Source organism: Kosakonia sacchari SP1, assembly GCF_000300455.3.
Classification (GTDB): Bacteria; Pseudomonadota; Gammaproteobacteria; order Enterobacterales; family Enterobacteriaceae; genus Kosakonia; species Kosakonia sacchari.
Genome location: NZ_CP007215.2, coordinates 2,948,930 through 2,964,954, shown reverse-complemented (window position 1 = coordinate 2,964,954; position 16,025 = coordinate 2,948,930). Strand labels below are relative to the sequence as shown.

18 protein-coding genes, 1 tRNA gene and 1 pseudogene are annotated in these 16,025 nt (G+C 51.8%); 11 read left to right on the top strand and 9 right to left on the bottom strand.

The window, feature by feature from the left end; translation table 11 throughout:
- Positions 1-30 precede the first annotated feature (30 nt).
- Complete coding sequence (locus tag C813_RS37010; RefSeq protein WP_017456351.1) at positions 31-507, top strand: nuclear transport factor 2 family protein; 477 nt, start codon at positions 31-33, stop codon at positions 505-507.
- Positions 508-618: 111 nt separating this feature from the next.
- Here the strand turns inward: C813_RS37010 and C813_RS37005 are convergent, their stop codons facing one another.
- Complete coding sequence (locus C813_RS37005; protein ID WP_017456352.1) at positions 619-1,344, bottom strand: type 1 glutamine amidotransferase; 726 nt, start codon at positions 1,342-1,344, stop codon at positions 619-621.
- 116 nt (positions 1,345-1,460) lie between these two features.
- Between C813_RS37005 and C813_RS37000 the strand changes: the two genes are divergently transcribed.
- Positions 1,461-2,228, top strand: a complete 768-nt coding sequence (locus C813_RS37000) for an AraC family transcriptional regulator (RefSeq protein ID WP_025263651.1) — start codon at positions 1,461-1,463, stop codon at positions 2,226-2,228.
- A 49-nt stretch (positions 2,229-2,277) separates the two neighbouring features.
- Here C813_RS37000 and C813_RS36995 read toward each other — a convergent pair.
- Together C813_RS36995 and C813_RS46440 are read right to left on the bottom strand one after the other, a co-directional pair.
- Positions 2,278-2,901, bottom strand: a pseudogene (locus C813_RS36995) (LysR substrate-binding domain-containing protein); the annotation flags it as partial.
- A gap of 357 nt (positions 2,902-3,258) precedes the next feature.
- Positions 3,259-3,534, bottom strand: a complete 276-nt coding sequence (locus C813_RS46440; protein ID WP_238593031.1) for a hypothetical protein — start codon at positions 3,532-3,534, stop codon at positions 3,259-3,261.
- 356 nt (positions 3,535-3,890) lie between these two features.
- Here C813_RS46440 and C813_RS36990 point away from each other — a divergent pair, with 356 nt between their 5' ends.
- Complete coding sequence (locus C813_RS36990; RefSeq protein WP_017456356.1) at positions 3,891-5,789, top strand: methyl-accepting chemotaxis protein; 1,899 nt, start codon at positions 3,891-3,893, stop codon at positions 5,787-5,789.
- 74 nt (positions 5,790-5,863) lie between these two features.
- On the opposite strand, the gene C813_RS46435 is transcribed toward C813_RS36990, so the two are convergent.
- Positions 5,864-6,190: an AzlD domain-containing protein gene (locus tag C813_RS46435; RefSeq protein WP_065368778.1), complete on the bottom strand. Its 327-nt coding sequence runs from the start codon at positions 6,188-6,190 to the stop codon at positions 5,864-5,866.
- Between the two features lies 1 nt (position 6,191).
- Positions 6,192-6,929 (bottom strand): AzlC family ABC transporter permease, encoded by a 738-nt coding sequence (locus C813_RS36985; protein ID WP_017456357.1) that lies wholly within the window; start codon positions 6,927-6,929, stop codon positions 6,192-6,194.
- A gap of 121 nt (positions 6,930-7,050) precedes the next feature.
- On the opposite strand from C813_RS36985, the gene C813_RS36980 reads away from it, so the two are divergent.
- Both C813_RS36980 and C813_RS36975 read left to right on the top strand, forming a co-directional pair.
- Positions 7,051-7,884 carry a helix-turn-helix transcriptional regulator gene (locus C813_RS36980; protein ID WP_017456358.1) on the top strand — a complete coding sequence of 278 codons (834 nt, stop codon included), beginning with the start codon at positions 7,051-7,053 and terminating at the stop codon, positions 7,882-7,884.
- A gap of 304 nt (positions 7,885-8,188) precedes the next feature.
- Entirely contained in the window at positions 8,189-8,725 is a 537-nt protein-coding gene (locus C813_RS36975) for a dihydrofolate reductase family protein (RefSeq protein ID WP_017456359.1), read from the top strand.
- A 96-nt stretch (positions 8,726-8,821) separates the two neighbouring features.
- On the opposite strand, the gene C813_RS36970 is transcribed toward C813_RS36975, so the two are convergent.
- Positions 8,822-9,151, bottom strand: coding sequence for an NIPSNAP family protein (locus C813_RS36970; protein ID WP_017456360.1), 330 nt, complete (start codon positions 9,149-9,151; stop codon positions 8,822-8,824).
- 150 nt (positions 9,152-9,301) lie between these two features.
- Positions 9,302-10,204 (bottom strand): LysR family transcriptional regulator, encoded by a 903-nt coding sequence (locus tag C813_RS36965; protein WP_017456361.1) that lies wholly within the window; start codon positions 10,202-10,204, stop codon positions 9,302-9,304.
- Between the two features lie 91 nt (positions 10,205-10,295).
- Here C813_RS36965 and C813_RS36960 point away from each other — a divergent pair, with 91 nt between their 5' ends.
- Both C813_RS36960 and C813_RS36955 read left to right on the top strand, forming a co-directional pair.
- Complete coding sequence (locus tag C813_RS36960) at positions 10,296-11,312, top strand: NADP-dependent oxidoreductase (protein WP_025263650.1); 1,017 nt, start codon at positions 10,296-10,298, stop codon at positions 11,310-11,312.
- 60 nt (positions 11,313-11,372) lie between these two features.
- Positions 11,373-11,678 (top strand): putative quinol monooxygenase, encoded by a 306-nt coding sequence (locus C813_RS36955; protein ID WP_017456363.1) that lies wholly within the window; start codon positions 11,373-11,375, stop codon positions 11,676-11,678.
- A gap of 203 nt (positions 11,679-11,881) precedes the next feature.
- Here C813_RS36955 and C813_RS36950 read toward each other — a convergent pair.
- A tRNA-Ser gene (locus C813_RS36950) sits at positions 11,882-11,968 on the bottom strand.
- 263 nt (positions 11,969-12,231) lie between these two features.
- Here C813_RS36950 and ghrA point away from each other — a divergent pair.
- The 4 genes from ghrA to C813_RS36930 all read left to right on the top strand — a co-directional run bounded on the left by ghrA (position 12,232) and on the right by C813_RS36930 (position 15,152).
- Positions 12,232-13,170 (top strand): glyoxylate/hydroxypyruvate reductase GhrA, encoded by a 939-nt coding sequence (gene ghrA / locus C813_RS36945; RefSeq protein ID WP_017456364.1) that lies wholly within the window; start codon positions 12,232-12,234, stop codon positions 13,168-13,170.
- Positions 13,171-13,255: 85 nt separating this feature from the next.
- Complete coding sequence (locus tag C813_RS36940; protein ID WP_017456365.1) at positions 13,256-13,993, top strand: phosphatase; 738 nt, start codon at positions 13,256-13,258, stop codon at positions 13,991-13,993.
- Positions 13,994-14,012: 19 nt separating this feature from the next.
- Complete coding sequence (locus C813_RS36935; RefSeq protein WP_017456366.1) at positions 14,013-14,567, top strand: TorD/DmsD family molecular chaperone; 555 nt, start codon at positions 14,013-14,015, stop codon at positions 14,565-14,567.
- Positions 14,568-14,669: 102 nt separating this feature from the next.
- A complete protein-coding gene (locus tag C813_RS36930; protein WP_202969603.1) occupies positions 14,670-15,152 on the top strand; it encodes a DUF1097 domain-containing protein in 483 nt (160 codons plus the stop codon).
- Between the two features lie 22 nt (positions 15,153-15,174).
- On the opposite strand, the gene csgG is transcribed toward C813_RS36930, so the two are convergent.
- Entirely contained in the window at positions 15,175-16,008 is an 834-nt protein-coding gene (gene csgG, locus C813_RS36925; protein WP_017456368.1) for a curli production assembly/transport protein CsgG, read from the bottom strand.
- Between the last annotated feature and the right edge of the window lie 17 nt (positions 16,009-16,025).

Below are 16,025 nucleotides of genomic sequence, written 5' to 3'. Positions count from 1 at the left end.
GCTATATCCGAACTTACAGGAGGCCTTACCATGTCCGAAACACAAACTCGCCCGCCACTTCCTCCTTTCACTCGCGAATCGGCGATTGAAAAAGTGCGGCTCGCTGAAGATGGCTGGAACAGCCGCGATGCCGAAAAAGTCTCACTGGCCTACTCACTGGATACCAAATGGCGTAACCGCGCCGAGTTTGCCAATAATCGTGAAGAGGCCAAAGCATTCCTTGCCCGTAAATGGAAAAAGGAACTTGAGTATCGTCTTATTAAAGAGTTATGGGCGTTTGACGGCAACCGCATCGCGGTCCGGTACGCTTATGAATGGCGTGATGACTCAGGCAACTGGTTCCGCTCTTACGGCAATGAAAACTGGGAATTTGAAGCAGATGGCCTGATGAAACGTCGCTTCGCCTGTATCAACGACATGCCTATCAAAGAGAGTGAACGCAAGTTCCACTGGCCGCTGGGACGCCGTCCGGATGATCATCCAGGTCTGTCGGAACTGGGCCTGTAAATTTGTCGCTAAGCCCCGGATACAGTGGTAGCCAGGGGGCTTTTTCTCCACGCAAAAGTCGCGCTACATATTCATTAAAATCAGGAGTCGATTCCGTTGCTGTCAATGGCGTTATGCGTTTGACTGGCCGTAACGTGACGCAAGTTTGTCGAGAAAGGTGAATAATTTCCTGTTCATTTCGCTGTAATCATTCGCCCGCAGTTCGTCTGGCGACTGGACGAAACGATATTCAGCGGCGCGGCGCAAATCGTTGTCGGAATGGGCAATCAATAATTCGACGATCTCCGGTGTCAGTTCCATATGACACTGAAACCCGTAAACCCGATCAGAGTAAGCGACTATCTGGCGTGGGCATCCCTCGCTCCAGGCGATAATTTCCGCCTCAGGCGTAAGCCCCGGCATATCGTTATGCCAGTGACCAACGGCAAGGGTATTGCCGAAGTGAGAGAACATCTCGTTCATCACACCTTTCTCGGTCATAAAAATGGGAAACGTGCCAATCTCTTTTTCCGGACTGTGAGCAAAAGGGGCACCCAATGCTTCGCCAATCAGTTGAGCGCCCAGGCAGACACCGATGACGGCTTTACCTGCATTCACCGCCGAGGCAATCAGCATCTGCTCAGATTTAGAATCAAAATGCGCGCACTCTTCCACACTGACGGAGGGATCCTGGGGGCCGCCCATGACCACCAGCAGATCGATGTCCCGTGCATCTGCGGGAAGTGGTTGACCGGCATAAACGCGGGAAAAGGTTATCTGATGGCCGCGACGTGTGGCCCAGGTTTCGTAAGCGCCAGGCGCTTCGAAACGTTCGTGAACAATGAAATGTACTCGCATAGACGTATGCTCCTGTAAAACGGGTCACAAACTGAATTAAGCGCGCTTTACCCTGCCAGCCTAATCACGCAGGTAAGGTCAGCCAGGTCATGGTAAACAAGAGGTTCTCATCTGAAATGCCAGTCAGCATTGATAAAACGCCAAGACATGATGAAGCGACGGGGTGGTCAGGAACGGCCATTTCTTACCGCCGTGGGGAGGTCGATCCCGCGCATTACCACCTTGAAGGGCAGCTATTATTTGCCACCAGAGGGGTAATGCTGGTTGAAGCCGCTGACAGACAGTGGGTTATTCCCCCGCAGCGCGCCCTCTGGATCCCACCGCTTATGGTTCACTCTTACAGCGTTCTGTCAGACACGGAATTACGGGCTGTCTACGTCAGCAGTAGCCTGATTGCGGCCTGTACAAACTTCAGCAGGAACAGCCAGGTTCATACCATTAGCGCGACGCCACTGGTGAAAGAGCTAATAAATGGCCTTTTTATGGGTGAATATAACGCGCCGATAAAGCGAAAAATGGCGCTTTTACTGCTGGATATTCTCAGCGAGGCACCCTCCGGGGGCGCAGAACTTCCCATGCCGCGTGATGAACGTTTATTTCGTGCCGCAAGAGAGCTGGTGTTCAGCCATCACTGGAACGCGTCGCTGATCGACCTGGCTGACATTGCGAACATGTCGGAACGGACTTTTTCACGTCAGTTTTTACGTGACACCGGATTCAGCTTCCGGACATGGAAACAGCGAGCCAGGATATACGCATCCTTAGATCTGCTCGCTGATAACGCCCCCGTAAAACAGATCGCCTATCAGCTCGGCTTCTCATGCCCTGCGGCGTTTTCTGCGGCATTCCGTTCTGTGATGGGGACAACGCCCGGTGAGTTTTAACCTGAGCGCGGCGGGGAAGTGAAATAACGACCGGTAATCAATGTCGGTATCAGTCAAAGTAGGGTTTTAACATTTCTTCAGTCCAGTTCATAAACGCTCTTACACGCTGCGACAAGTTGCGCCGGTGCGCGACAACAAAAAATGCAGCAAGCGGCGCGGGGCGAAACTGGGGCAACACTTCAACCAGTGCGCCACTATTGATGTGGGGCAAAAGGGGGGAATAGCCTCCCTGAATTAAGCCTAACCCCGCCAGTCCCGCCTCATGATAAGCCGGTACGCTGTTGACTCTTATGGTGCCTGGTAACATTACAGAGCGGTAACCCTCGCCTGCCAGATACTCCCATCCGTCAGGTTTCGAACCAAAGTTGCGCATATAATGAACCATCCTGTGCCCCTGACTGAGAAGATCATCAATCGTCTGCGGAACACCGAAACGATCAAGATAGCGGGGACTGGCCGCGTTGATCATGCGCAGATGCCCCAATGGGCGTGCAATAAGCGTTTCATCAACAATGGGGCCGAGGCGAACCACGCAGTCAAACCCTTCCTGAACCAGATCGACACGGCGGTCAGTACTTGAAAGTTCGATTTCCAGTTCAGGATGTGCATCCAGCAGCTGCGGCAAAGCAGGGATCACCACGCTTTGTGCCAGTACCGCCGGCATATCCACGCGGCCGGTGACGCTTCGTTCCGTTCATTTGCACGCTTGCATATGGCATCGACTGTGGTGGCAAGCCGATTTAGCTATCACAGGATCTCCCGCATTCAGAAATCCTCCTTCTGCACAAGGCGCACGGGATTATTGCCCTGGCAATGAGCGTCAGCGCTGTTTATTCCGCTGGCCCTGGCATGCTGATTAGCGGGTTCTGATTAACCTCCCTCAACCGGGCTAAAACACGGCTTCCGTCTGGAAGGGGGGAAAGTGGTACAGCATCCCGTCGATTTGTTCCAGAATCTGTCAAAAACACCAAAAACCTTACTGGAATATTTTTTGAAAGCTGACACGGCTGACAAAAAGATTCTCGATATTTCACAGCCATTTTTCAATTTCTTTTACGCTGCTGAATCTCTTGAAGAAAAACATGAATAACAGGCAGTTACTCAGCCGAACGTTGCGGACAATCTGAAAAGTCTGGTCGCCAGCAGTAACGTGACGCCCGTCGGCATACATATAGCCTCCGGTTTGCGAGGCGACTCCAGCCTGTTCCGTGATAAATACCCACTCGCTACTCACAGCGCCAGCGGGTGCTTTGTCTAAGGCCGGGCGTAAGTTCCTTGCCACATCAGAGTTTGAATATGCAGTCATGTCTGTCCTTCAGCTTCATGCCTTATGTATTAGTTACCTTGCCTGACAAAAAAGTACCAACGCGCATGTTGCTGTCCATACCGTTCAGTTTCATCAGAATGTACGCATCTTAATGAAAATAATATGGATATCAGCAAAATAAAGTCATCCAGGGAAATAACGCGTTACGACGATATTATCTTTTATAGAAACAATGTGTGGCATTTTAAAAATGTGAGCGGCAGAACGTTTTTTTCTAAAACGTCATTTTGTCTTATTCAATGCGATTTTATATGAAAACGCTGCACGATTTAAATTAAAGAATTTCAAATAAATGTCGTTATTACACCTAATTCAACCAGACGAGTGCCGCCATTATGACATGGAAAAATACCCAGGGCCGAATAGGCCTGCTGCTTATAAGCTTTTTCGTTATCTTATTGATAGTTACCTATATTGTTATCAAACTATTCGTCTCCCCGCAGATTATTGAAACTGAAACCAAAAATATTCAGGCGACGGTTGAATTACAAAGTAACGCGATTAAAGAGCAGATGAACCGTGTTAAGGCTCAGCAACGCTCCATCACTGAACTGGTTGTTGGTCTGCAAAGTGAGCAAATCGATGGATTATTACCGCACCTGGTTAACCAATACGGGGATTTAAACGTATTCGGCGGTGGGATTTGGCCTCTTCCTGGTCAGCGCGATCCGGCTCGGGACAAATTCAGTACCTTCTATGCCCGCGACGCAAGCGGCAATTTGCAGGTCAATACCGTCTGGAACCAGCCTGAATCGGCAAAATACTGGGAGCAGCCCTGGTATAAAGACGGCATGAATGCGCCGAAAGGCGAGTGTGCGTGGGCGAAAGCCTATCAGGATGCGGCCAGCCCGCAGCCGCGCACTAACTGTGCAATGGCGATCTGGAAAGACGGCAAAGCCTGGGGCGTGGCGACCATCGACGTGACGCTGGGCTTCTTTAACCAGCTGGCTGTCGACATGGGCAAAGCGGTAAACGGCAGCGTACTGATTGTTGAAGCGGACGGTAAAATCGTCGGTAACGGCTCTTCCGTACAGGATAAACCTGCGCTCTCAAACGTCCTCGATCTTGGTATTCCGGCGGCGGCACCGTTAATTAGCCTGTTAGGTCAGGGTAAAACAACGGAAGTGCGCGGGAGCTATGAGGGTGAAGACGGCGCGCATTCCCTGTTCGTTCTGCCCATCAGCGGCAGTCCGTGGTTCATGGCGGTTGATATTCCGAGCAGCCACCTGGTGAGTATGTCTGACGCTATTATGACCAAACTCACCATCGTGCAGGCGATTATCGGAATTCTTATCGTCTTTATCATGATGATTATTGTGCGCAATATTTTCCATAATGTGACGTTGCTCAATCGTAATATTGAAGCGCTTTCCAGCGGTGGTGCGGATTTAACGCAGCGCCTTGCGCAAAGTAAGAGCCCGGAATTTAACGCCATTATCAACAACTTCAATAAGTTTATTTCGTTCCTTAATGAGCTGATGCAGCAGGTAGGGAATAGCACGATGGCGATTTCATCGGCTTCGCGCCAGATTGCCAGCGGTAACCTGAACCTCTCCTCGCGCACCGAAGATCAATCGGCCTCGATCGTGGAAACGGCAGCGTCCATGGAAGAACTGACCAGCACCGTGCGCCTTAACGCAGAGAACGCGTTGCAGGCGAACAAACTGGCGGAAGAGGCGTCGGCGGTAGCGAAACAAGGGGCCAGTGTGGTTAACAACGTGGTCTCCACGATGAATAACATCAATGAGTCCTCCTCTAAAGTGGTGGAAATCATTAGTGTGATTGACGGCATCGCCTTCCAGACCAACATCCTGGCGCTTAACGCAGCTGTAGAGGCAGCAAGGGCGGGTGAGCACGGGCGTGGCTTCGCTGTGGTGGCTGGTGAGGTTCGTTCTCTGGCGCAGCGTAGTGCGCGCTCGGCTCAGGAGATCAAAAAGCTGATTGAAGAATCGGTGAGCAGCATTGAGCAGGGCAGCGGACTGGTTCGCCAGGCAGGTACAACGATGGACGGCCTGATGGAAAAAGTGGAAAGCGTGGGTGTGCTGATCTCAGAAATCAGCTCTTCCAGCGATGAACAAAGTCGCGGGATTGCCCAGATCAACATCGCCATCAACCAGCTCGACAGCGCCACGCAGCAGAATGCGGCGCTGGTGGAAGAGGTGGCGGCGGCCGCGCAGTCCATGGAAGAACAAACCGTCCAACTCGAAAACGTGGTTGGTAGCTTCAAGCTCTGACATAAAAATAGCCGACTCGGCAGAGTCGGCTTTCAGATATCTTGCAAGTCAGTTTAAATATCCGTGTTAATTATTCAGCCCATTCCGTACCAGTACCGGAGGCCTGAAAAGACAGCCATTCCCGTTAATACAGTAACAAACAGACTTCTCGTGATAATGCCGGATGCTGTAGCGGCAAATGCCGCAATCAATGATAGCGAAAGCCCTGTACTGGTTAATGACGGCTTACTGAGTAATTCACTGGCAATAATCGCCGCCATGATGGCGGAAGGAATGAAACTCAGCCAACGTTGAACCGGGCCTGGCAAACTGAATCTGGACAATAGCAATATTGGCAGTGTTCTCATCACTGCGGTCGCCATTGCTGATAGGATAATTGCCAAAATAATGGGTCTTTCCATGTTAGCTTCTCGTCCTCTCAATAAATCTCAAAAAAATCGTCGCGCTTGTTGCTGATATGATTGCTGCGACCATAACAACGACGCTGCTATCCAGATAATGTGACGAAAATAGGGTGATGATGACTGCGGTGATAATGGTAAAGCTCTCCAGCATTTTTCTTTTACTGGCAAACCAGGTCATTAGCACGAGGCCAATAAACATTGATACCAGGCTGAAGCTGAGCCCTTCCATGAGTGAAACCGGAACCACAGAGGCAAGCCATGCACCTGCCACACTTGCGATTACCCAGTTCAGCCATGCGGAAATATTCAATCCAAACATCCATGAAAAGGGGAGCGATCCATGTCGGCTGGCATACTCAGCGGCAACACCAAAGGTTTCATCCGTCAGTAGCAGACCATTAAGCAATTTTTTACGGGTGCTCTGTTTGCGGAAATAAGGACTTAAGGATGAACTCATAAGGAGATAGCGCAGGTTAATGAGCACAACGCTTATCATCACAGAAGACATTTCTGCGCCCGCCGCCCACAGAGAATAAAACAGGAATTGCGCCGAACCCGCATACAATGCACCGGCTAACAGCGCTACCTGAAAAATACTAAACCCCGACAAAGTACCCATTGCGCCAGCGGCAAATCCGATACTCCAGTAACCCGGAATTGTCGGCATACAGGCCAGTACGCCAGCGCGGAACATGCTGATAAAAGGGGGATCGTTGGTAACATGAATTTGAGACATCTATAGTACCTGCTTCTAAATCATCGGTGAGCACTCTATTCTAGGAATACGGCTGCTTCACGATAGGAAAAAGCTGCTCTGCATTTCACACATCTTATCTGCGCGGAAAATGAGGGGGCACATGGATAACAACAAGGAAAACATCGTTTTATGGAAAGATTCTGGTCTGTTTAATGGAACAGAATTCCTGCTGGCATCCTGTTATGAGCACAGTTACCCGGCGCATTTTCACGAAGAGTTTGTCATTGCCGCGTTTTCCCGCGGGGCTCAGCGGAATAGCGTATGCCGCAGAACGGGCATAGCCACGGCCGGGTCGATAATGGTAATACACCCGGGGGAAGTTCATACGGGGGAGGCTGTGGAGCGCGAAATGGGTTGGGATTATTGCGCCCTGTATCCATCAGAACAGTTACTTCTCGATATCGCTTATGAGCCTGACGCAGGAAACAAGTCGCTGAATTTTGGGTGCCAAAATATCCATCAGGATATCGCCCTGGCAAATACGCTCATCGCTGCTTCTGCAACACTTCGTTCTTGTCCCGATACGTTGGAAAAGGAGTGCACGTTATACGGCGTTTTAAGCGCGTTCATTTCCAGATATGGAATATTGACGACAAAAAATTCTACTTCCGCTGATCCGCGAGCAGAGGTGAGCCGGGGTCTGGAATATATTCATGATCTCTACGACCAGAATATTAATATCAAAGATATCGCAGATGCCGCTGAGATGAGCGAGTTCTATTTTATGCGCCTATTCCGCGCCAGTACCGGGATGTCGGTGCACAAATACCTCAACCAAATCCGGCTTAATCGGGCTAAAAAGTTGCTTTCAGAAGGCGTCAAGGCCACGGTGGTTGCGCATCGCGTTGGTTTTTTTGATCAAAGCCATCTCAACAGGAATTTTAAGGCTCAGTTTGGTATCACTCCAGGCAGGTATGCTGAAAGTTGTGTCTGAGGTAACGACCAGATATGCAGCCGTTTAACCACAGGATCTTTTTTCGCTTTTAGCGAATTTTCAGCGCGACTTGCCTGGCTGCTTTGTACCAGAAATGGACACTAATAACATTGTAAGAGATTACTTTATGAGGAGCAGGTCACTGCTTGTCACGCCATCCTGGATTCAACACTATGCGATTTTTTGCCCTAATCCATAAAGGCAACATTGTTACTCTCATGCTACGTTTTTCCACAGCGAGCATGTCACTATTGCTAACCTCCCTAAACTTAACAAGATAGGTAATCTGAATACGGAACACTTGATGGTCACCACACATGTTTTTATCGCGGTCAGTCTTGATGGTTTTATCGCCCGAGAGGATGGCGATATTGAGTGGCTGTTGCAGCGCGATGACCCGACAGAAGAGCATGGCTATGCGGCATTCATCGCGGACAAAGAGTGGATCGTGATGGGGCGAGGCAGCTATGAGAAGGTGCTGACCTTTGACGAATGGCCTTATGATCGACCCGTGCTGGTGCTCTCCCGACAGCTAATCGATACCCCCGAGCCCGAGAAACTGAAGGGCAAAGTGCAGTTCTCATGCCGCACGCCAGGGGAGGTGCTTGCTGACCTTGCGGCGCAGAATGCGCGTCGCGTCTATATTGATGGCGGGCAGGTAATACAGTCGTTCCTGCGCGAAAGTCTGGTCGCCGATATCGTTATCACTACCGTTCCTGTCCTGCTCGGTTCGGGAAAACCGTTATTCGGCTCCCTGACCGGGGATATAGATTTGACTCTGTTATCAAGCCGCAGCTTCCCTTCGGGTCTGGTTCAGTCGCACTATAAGCTGACGCCATAAACGACATATAAACATAGCGGTTAGTTGGCGCGGGAAGTTAAGGGCTGGCGAAATAATGCCGCTGGCGCGGCGTTATAATCATGGCGGGCTGCACAATTAGCGGGATCGTAAATTTTCAATTGCGCTGTCGCTTAGCGTTAACACCGATTTAACGCTGACGCTTATTCGGTCGATAATGGCCTGCCGGGGGCCAAGACGCCACGCATCACTGTTATAAAAATATGCCTGTGAGGATTCCAGGTGGGGGAGGCTGTCATAAGCTCTGATCAGATAGTAAGCATCATCATCATGGGCTGATAGACCGAAAGAAACGATATCCATACCGGCTGAACGGTGAAGTGGCGCACTCTCCTCCGTCATGATCTTGTGAAACGCTTTTCCTGTTCCGGGTTTGAGGGTGTACAGCAAAAATTCCACTGCTTTCATCTTCGATATCCTGCCTATTTTTGATTGCGAATTATTGCGCCCTGCAGCCGTGAGAGTCGACGGAGCACGGATTCTGTTCTGAGCGTTTCCTGCGAGTCAAAGCGAAAACCACTGATTATGACGCATTGTTTATCGCCGCAGGCCGCTAATTTAAAAATGTTTAAGCATATGCTCCAGAAACGCGCGTACCGCCGGATTGGAACGGCGACTTTCGTGCCAGACAGCCGAAATATTACGTCGCTCCACCGTAAAATCGGCGAGTACGGGAACTAACTTTTTATCTCTGACCAGGGAAGCCACCATAAAATTCGACGCCATGCCTATTCCGGCTCCGGCAGTCATTGCGGCTATGGCGGCCTCGCTGGCATCAACAATCACTGTTGATGAAGGTACGATTTCAATCTCCCGCTCACCGACACGGAACGGCCAGCGAAAAAGTTGCCCCGTGTTCTGATAACGCAGATTAATCGTTTGGTGTCCGATTAAGTCATCAGGATGTTGCGGTGTGGCGCAACGGGCTAAATATTCGGGCGAGGCATAACACCCTATTTGATACGGCGGGAGGCGACGCGCCAGCAGGTTTGAATCCGCAAGATCGCCGATTCGAAAGGCAAGATCAATATTCTCATCAACGATGCTTACCACCTGATCGTTCAACCGTAAATCGATCGTCACTTTTGGGTGAAGGGCGCAAAATTGCGCAAGTACAGGGGCGATCATATGAATACCCACCGGTAACGATGCCGCAATGCGTAACGTACCTGCCGGTTCCGCGCGGCTGCGTTTTGCTACTTGTTCGATCTCCTCGGCATCCCGTAGCAATCGCAACGCACGTTCATGCAGTTCGCGGCCTTCGGCCGTTAGCACGAGCGAGCGTGTCGTTCGGGTGAATAAGGTGACGCCGAGATGCTTCTCCAGCCGTTGGATACTTTTACTGATTGCGGAAGGGGAAACGGAGAGCGAGCGGGCAGCGGCGCTATAACTACCCAGAGCGCCGGCGCGAGCGAATGCGATAAGACCCGTGAGTCTTTCAAAACCTATTTGTTCCTTCATGGCACAATTAAAGCGAAATACAGCCACATTATCAATCTTGGATATTAGCCGTATGCTCTGTTACCTGAGTTGTTTTTAGAGCGAGACGGTAATGACTGAGATGATGAAAGCTGTACAGCTACATGCGTTTGGTGGGCCAGAAAACCTGCTTTATGAAGAGGTTCCCCGGCCTCAGGTCGGAAACGACGAGGTTCTTGTTCATGTGCAAGCGGCCAGCCTTAACCCGCCAGACTGGTATCTGCGTGACGGCTATCGGGCACTTCCGCCTGAATGGTGGCCCGAACCTTCCTTTCCACTCATTTTAGGGACTGACATATCAGGTGTTGTCGCAGCGGTCGGTAAACATGTTACCGGGTTCAGCATCGGCGATGAGGTCTATTCGATGGTGCGTTTTCCTGAAAAGGTGATGGAGGGCAGTGGCGCTTATGCTGAATATGTCAGTGTTCCTTCGTCGGAACTGGCACTGAAACCTCGTGGGATAGAGCATGTTCAGGCTGCAGGTGCTCCAATGTCGCTGCTCACGGCCTGGCAGTTTCTTATCGAAACGGGGCACAACGCACCGAATCCTTTCCAGCCTTTTCCACATAAAGCCGTTCCATTGAAAGGTCAGACCGTGTTGGTTAATGGCGCCGGTGGCGGCGTGGGACACCTTGCCGTTCAGCTTGCCCGCTGGAAAGGTGCGCGGGTCATTGCCGTGGCTTCCTCGCGCAATGAGGCACTTTTACGCGAGCTGGGAGCAGACGAGTTTATCGACTACACCAAAACCGCAGCCGAGAGCGTAGTAAAAAATGTTGATCTCGTTTTTGATGCGGTGGGTGGCGCAAATATGGCGCGCTTTCTGCGCTGTATCAGGCCTGGCGGTGCCCTCTTTCTGGTTAATCCGTTGGGCTTTTCCGCACATTCTGAAGCCGCGCAAAAAGCGGTGACGGTGTCATCGACGCAAGTGCGCTCCAGCGGTGCGCAATTAGCGCAAGCAGGCCGTCTTCTGGAAGAGGGGGGTGTCCGGGTGGTAATTGATAGCACTTATCCGCTAGCACTGGCATCTGCGGCCCATCAGCGCGCAGCAATGGGCAATATTCAGGGCAAAATTGTACTGACTAATGTTTGATAATCATGTCCCCGGACGGCCTGGCAGAGCGATCGGGGATGACAGATACAAGGCAACGCTATGCTCATCATTTGCGGTTATGTGAATATTAAACCCTCTGATTTACCACGCTTTATGGCCGACATGAACGTACTCGCGCAAACCGTGCGTAAACGTGCAGGAAACCTCTCGTATGACGTGGCAGTAGAGGATCATCTTGCCGGAAGCGTGCTCATATCGGAACGCTGGCAAGATCAGGATGCGCTGACCGCGCATCTTGCCGCTCCTCACACCCGGGCATTTATCACCCGCTGGCAGGAACGGATGACGGCAGAAATCCTGAAATATGATGCCTTTAACGAAAGAGGACTTCTGGATATGAAATGACAATGTGATAGCGATGAATTTTGATCCGCGGCTGTTTAAAAACGCTGACGGCGTTTTGTGCGGGCAGCCCACTCACTGCATTGCTGGTCTGTCCAACTGGTTGCGTCAGTTGTCGAACCCCGGTCGGGGCTTCTCATCCCCCTGGTGGAGTGCGCTATGCGAAAAAAAAGCCTGCAGTTGCCTGCGAGCTCTTCTTTGAATGATGGCGGTGAGGGGGGGATTCGAACCCCGATACGTTGCCGTATACACACTTTCCAGGCGTGCTCCTTCAGCCACTCGGACACCTCACCACATTGTCTTCCCGGTGTTACCGGGACGGGCGCTAATGTAGGGAAAACCCGGAACGCCGTCAATCCTCTTTTTCAATAAATTAGCGCGTTTAGACAAACTTCAAACAACCTGCTTCTTAAACGTTCTGAAATCGCTTTTTTTCTCGTCACGGTACTTTCTCCGCGTGGTACGGGAGAAATTTGTTATGCTGAGCGGCCTTTGCGAAAAATCATAATTGTTCCGGAAAAGAACCGGATACATCACATCAGATTCTGGAGTTGATATGGACATTATCTTTTATCACCCCTCATTCAATAACAATGACTGGATCCGCGCATTGCGCCAGGCGCTGCCGCAGGCAAATATCCGCGTGTGGACGCCGGGCGATAATGCCCACGCCGATTACGCGCTGGTCTGGCATCCACCGGTTGAGATGCTCAAAGGCCGACACTTAAAAGGCGTTTTTGCATTGGGGGCGGGAGTGGACTCGATTCTTAGCCAGTTGCAGGCTCATCCTGAAATGCTTCCCGAGTCTATTCCGCTGTATCGCCTGGAGGATACAGGCATGGGGCTGCAAATGCAGGAGTATGCCGTGAGCCAGGTGCTGCACTGGTTCAGACGCTTTGATGATTACCAGGCGCTAAAATTGCAGGCGAAATGGCAACCGCTGGATGAATATGAACGTGAAGACTTCACCATTGGCATCCTCGGCGCGGGCGTGCTCGGTACGAAAGTGGCTGAAAGTCTGCTTCTGTGGGGGTTCCCGCTGCGTAGCTGGAGCCGCAGCCGTAAAAACATACCCGGCGTGACCAGCTTTGCGGGTGGCGAGGAGTTGCCCAACTTTCTGCATGGCACACGAGTGCTAATCAATCTGCTGCCAAACACCCCGGAAACGGCAGGTATCATTAATGCTGCGTTGCTGAACCAGCTCGCTGACAACAGCTACCTGATAAACCTTGCGCGCGGCGTACATGTTGTCGAGCGTGATTTGCTTGCAGCCCTGGAGAGCGGCAAGCTGAAAGGCGCCATGCTCGATGTCTTTCGCCAGGAGCCGCTACCATCCGATAACCCGTTGTGGGCGCATCCCCGCGTGGCGATGACGCCGCACATGGCGGCGACGACACGTCGCAGTGAAGCCGTGGCTTTTATCGCGCAGGCTATTCAACGTATTGAGCGAGGTGAAGCGGTCAGCGGGCGGGTAGACAGAGCGCGTGGTTATTGACAGACGCCCGGTATCGCCGGGTTTTGTCATTAAACTCGCGAACGATAACTGCTATCCTTTGCAGAAATAACTACAGGAGTGAGTCATGTATCCCGTTGACCTGCATATGCATACCGTCGCCAGCACCCACGCTTACAGTACGCTTCACGATTATATTGCCGAGGCAAAACGCAAAGGGATCAAACTCTTTGCCATTACCGATCACGGCCCGGATATGGCGGATGCGCCGCACTACTGGCACTTCGTGAATATGCGCATCTGGCCACGTCTGGTCGATGGCGTGGGCATTTTGCGCGGTATTGAGGCCAATATTAAAAATACCGAGGGTGAAATCGACTGCACCGGACCGATGGTGACGTCGCTGGATCTGATCATTGCGGGTTTCCATGAGCCGGTGTTTCCGCCGCAGGATAAAGCCACTCATACTCAGGCCATGATTGCGACTATCGCCAGCGGCGATGTTCATATTATTAGCCACCCCGGTAACCCGAAATTTGACATTGATATTCCGGCCGTTGCCGCTGCCGCCGCGAAATATGGTGTCGCGCTTGAAATTAACAATTCGTCGTTTGTCCATTCGCGCAAAGGCAGCGAGGCCAATTGCCGCGCCGTGGCTGCCGCAGTGCGGGATGCTGGCGGCTGGGTGGCGCTGGGCTCGGATTCTCATACGGCGTTTACGCTGGGCGATTTCAGTGAGTGCCGTAAGGTGCTGGATGACGTCGGTTTCCCGGAAGATCGTATTCTGAATGTCTCGCCGCGTCGTCTGCTGGATTTCCTCGAATCCCGCGGCATGGCGCCAATTCCCGAATTTGCCGAACTTTAATACTGACTGGAACAACTGAATGAACGAATTTTCAATTCTCTGCCGTGTACTGGGCTCGCTGTTTTACCGCCAGCCGCAAGATCCTCTGCTGGTACCGCTCTATACCATGATCCGTGAGGGTAAACTGGCGGAAAGCTGGCCGCTGGAGCAGGATGTGCTGCTTGAACGGTTGCAGAAAAACTGCGATGCGCAGGCACTGGCGGCCGATTACAACGCGCTGTTTGTCGGCGAAGAGTGTCGCGTCTCGCCTTATCGTAGTGCCTGGGTGGAAGGTGCTACGGAAGCGGAAGTGCGTTCTTTTTTGTCCAGTCGCGGCATGCCGTTGACCGATGCGCCGGCCGATCATATTGGGACGTTACTGCTGGCGGCCTCATGGCTGGAAGATCAGGCCGCAGAAGATGAAAGCGAAGCGCAGGAAACCTTATTCGCCGAGTATATCCTGCCCTGGTGCGGCACCTTTTTTGGCAAAGTTGAAGCCCATGCGACAACGCCGTTCTGGCGCACCATGGCACCACTGGCGCGCGATGCGATTGCCGCAATGTGGGATGAGTTGCAGGAAGAATTAGAAGAGTGATTGTGATTTTAGTCACAATTAAAGTGCAACGAGATGTTTTGGTTTTCAAATAGTGTGCGCATTGTCGCATCTCAGCGGCGCGCATCTGCTATGATGCGCGCCATGAACATTCTCCTTTCTATCGCAATTACGACAGGCATTCTCTCCGGCATTTGGGGTTGGGTGGCCGTCTCTCTCGGTTTATTAAGCTGGGCCGGTTTTCTCGGCTGCACCGCCTATTTCGCATGCCCACAGGGTGGAGTGAAAGGTCTGCTTATTTCCGCCTGTACGGTAATGAGCGGTGTGGCCTGGGCGCAGGTCATTATTCATGGCGCAGCGCTGGCTCCGCATCTGCAGATCGTCGGCTATCTGATGACCGGTGTGGTGGCGTTTTTGATGTGCCTGCAGGCCCGGAATCTGCTGCTCTCTTTTGTGCCGGGGACATTTATTGGCGCCTGCGCGACATTTGCCGGGCAGGGCGACTGGCGGCTGGTCATCCCGTCGCTGGCGGTTGGGTTAGTGTTTGGCTATGCCATGAAAAACAGCGGGCTGTGGCTGGCTTCTCGGCGCGCGCAGCCGCTGCTTAAAGGGCAAGAAAAAGCGTGACCGGAAGTCACGCCTTTCTTTTTCAGGACTCCGGCGGCACCGCCATTTCGCGGTATTTTGCCAGCACGGGGTTATGACGATCGGCGCCTTGTTGCAAATCCCATAGTCCCCGATCAATCCCGTCATTTATCAACAAAATCACCCCGGTTTCAATCGCCGACATTAGACAGAGCATCACCGGTTCGTTGGCGGTATAGCCAATTTCTCCCTCCAGTAGCCGTTGGTAGTCAATAAAGCGAAATACCCCGGCTTGTACTTCATAGGAGAGGATGGTTTTACTGGTGTTGACCGACGAGAGAATTTCCCCGGTCGTGACATTAATCACCCGTAAATTCACCGCAATTTGATCCAACTGATATTGTGTGTCTCCGCCAATGCCGAAATAACGCGCACCCACACCGCCGGATTTTACATTGCTCTCGTAGCCAATAATGGATCCTTCAATCATGATATTTGCGGCAGTCAGAGAGGGAAGAGGGACGCGATTATTGATGGCCACCGTTCCGTTTTCTTGCGCCGCACGAATGATTTTTCGTTCATTTAGCAGATTCTGTAAACCCTGGCGTTCCAGTGGGACAAACCAGCGAGAATCTTTCAGCGCCGTCACCAGCATTGCGGTCGCGCTTTGCGGGACGGCGGTGGAAAAGTTACTTGCCGGATAGGGTTTAAATTGCCCGGTTTCATCCTGGATGTTATACACCGAGACGAAAATTTTTCCGCTTGGCATCGGCAGATGTGTCAGATCCTGATAACTTTGCGCCCGCGGCAACAGCGTCGGTTTAGCGGCTTGTTTTGGCGGCGCAGTCAGGCAACCGCTTAATAAACACACGGCGAATAAAATAAATAGACGCGACATAGTTGTTGTCCTGTTAG

Bases quoted from the DNA above. Each gene is read 5' to 3' on its own strand.
- C813_RS37010 (WP_017456351.1), top strand. From the start codon at position 31: ATGTCCGAAACACAAACTCGCCCGCCACTTCCTCCTTTCACTCGCGAA.
- C813_RS37005 (WP_017456352.1), bottom strand. From the start codon at position 1,344: ATGCGAGTACATTTCATTGTTCACGAACGTTTCGAAGCGCCTGGCGCT.
- C813_RS37000 (WP_025263651.1), top strand. From the start codon at position 1,461: ATGCCAGTCAGCATTGATAAAACGCCAAGACATGATGAAGCGACGGGG.
- C813_RS46440 (WP_238593031.1), bottom strand. From the start codon at position 3,534: ATGACTGCATATTCAAACTCTGATGTGGCAAGGAACTTACGCCCGGCC.
- C813_RS36990 (WP_017456356.1), top strand. From the start codon at position 3,891: ATGACATGGAAAAATACCCAGGGCCGAATAGGCCTGCTGCTTATAAGC.
- C813_RS46435 (WP_065368778.1), bottom strand. From the start codon at position 6,190: ATGGAAAGACCCATTATTTTGGCAATTATCCTATCAGCAATGGCGACC.
- C813_RS36985 (WP_017456357.1), bottom strand. From the start codon at position 6,929: ATGTCTCAAATTCATGTTACCAACGATCCCCCTTTTATCAGCATGTTC.
- C813_RS36980 (WP_017456358.1), top strand. From the start codon at position 7,051: ATGGATAACAACAAGGAAAACATCGTTTTATGGAAAGATTCTGGTCTG.
- C813_RS36975 (WP_017456359.1), top strand. From the start codon at position 8,189: ATGGTCACCACACATGTTTTTATCGCGGTCAGTCTTGATGGTTTTATC.
- C813_RS36970 (WP_017456360.1), bottom strand. From the start codon at position 9,151: ATGAAAGCAGTGGAATTTTTGCTGTACACCCTCAAACCCGGAACAGGA.
- C813_RS36965 (WP_017456361.1), bottom strand. From the start codon at position 10,204: ATGAAGGAACAAATAGGTTTTGAAAGACTCACGGGTCTTATCGCATTC.
- C813_RS36960 (WP_025263650.1), top strand. From the start codon at position 10,296: ATGACTGAGATGATGAAAGCTGTACAGCTACATGCGTTTGGTGGGCCA.
- C813_RS36955 (WP_017456363.1), top strand. From the start codon at position 11,373: ATGCTCATCATTTGCGGTTATGTGAATATTAAACCCTCTGATTTACCA.
- ghrA (WP_017456364.1), top strand. From the start codon at position 12,232: ATGGACATTATCTTTTATCACCCCTCATTCAATAACAATGACTGGATC.
- C813_RS36940 (WP_017456365.1), top strand. From the start codon at position 13,256: ATGTATCCCGTTGACCTGCATATGCATACCGTCGCCAGCACCCACGCT.
- C813_RS36935 (WP_017456366.1), top strand. From the start codon at position 14,013: ATGAACGAATTTTCAATTCTCTGCCGTGTACTGGGCTCGCTGTTTTAC.
- C813_RS36930 (WP_202969603.1), top strand. From the start codon at position 14,670: ATGAACATTCTCCTTTCTATCGCAATTACGACAGGCATTCTCTCCGGC.
- csgG (WP_017456368.1), bottom strand. From the start codon at position 16,008: ATGTCGCGTCTATTTATTTTATTCGCCGTGTGTTTATTAAGCGGTTGC.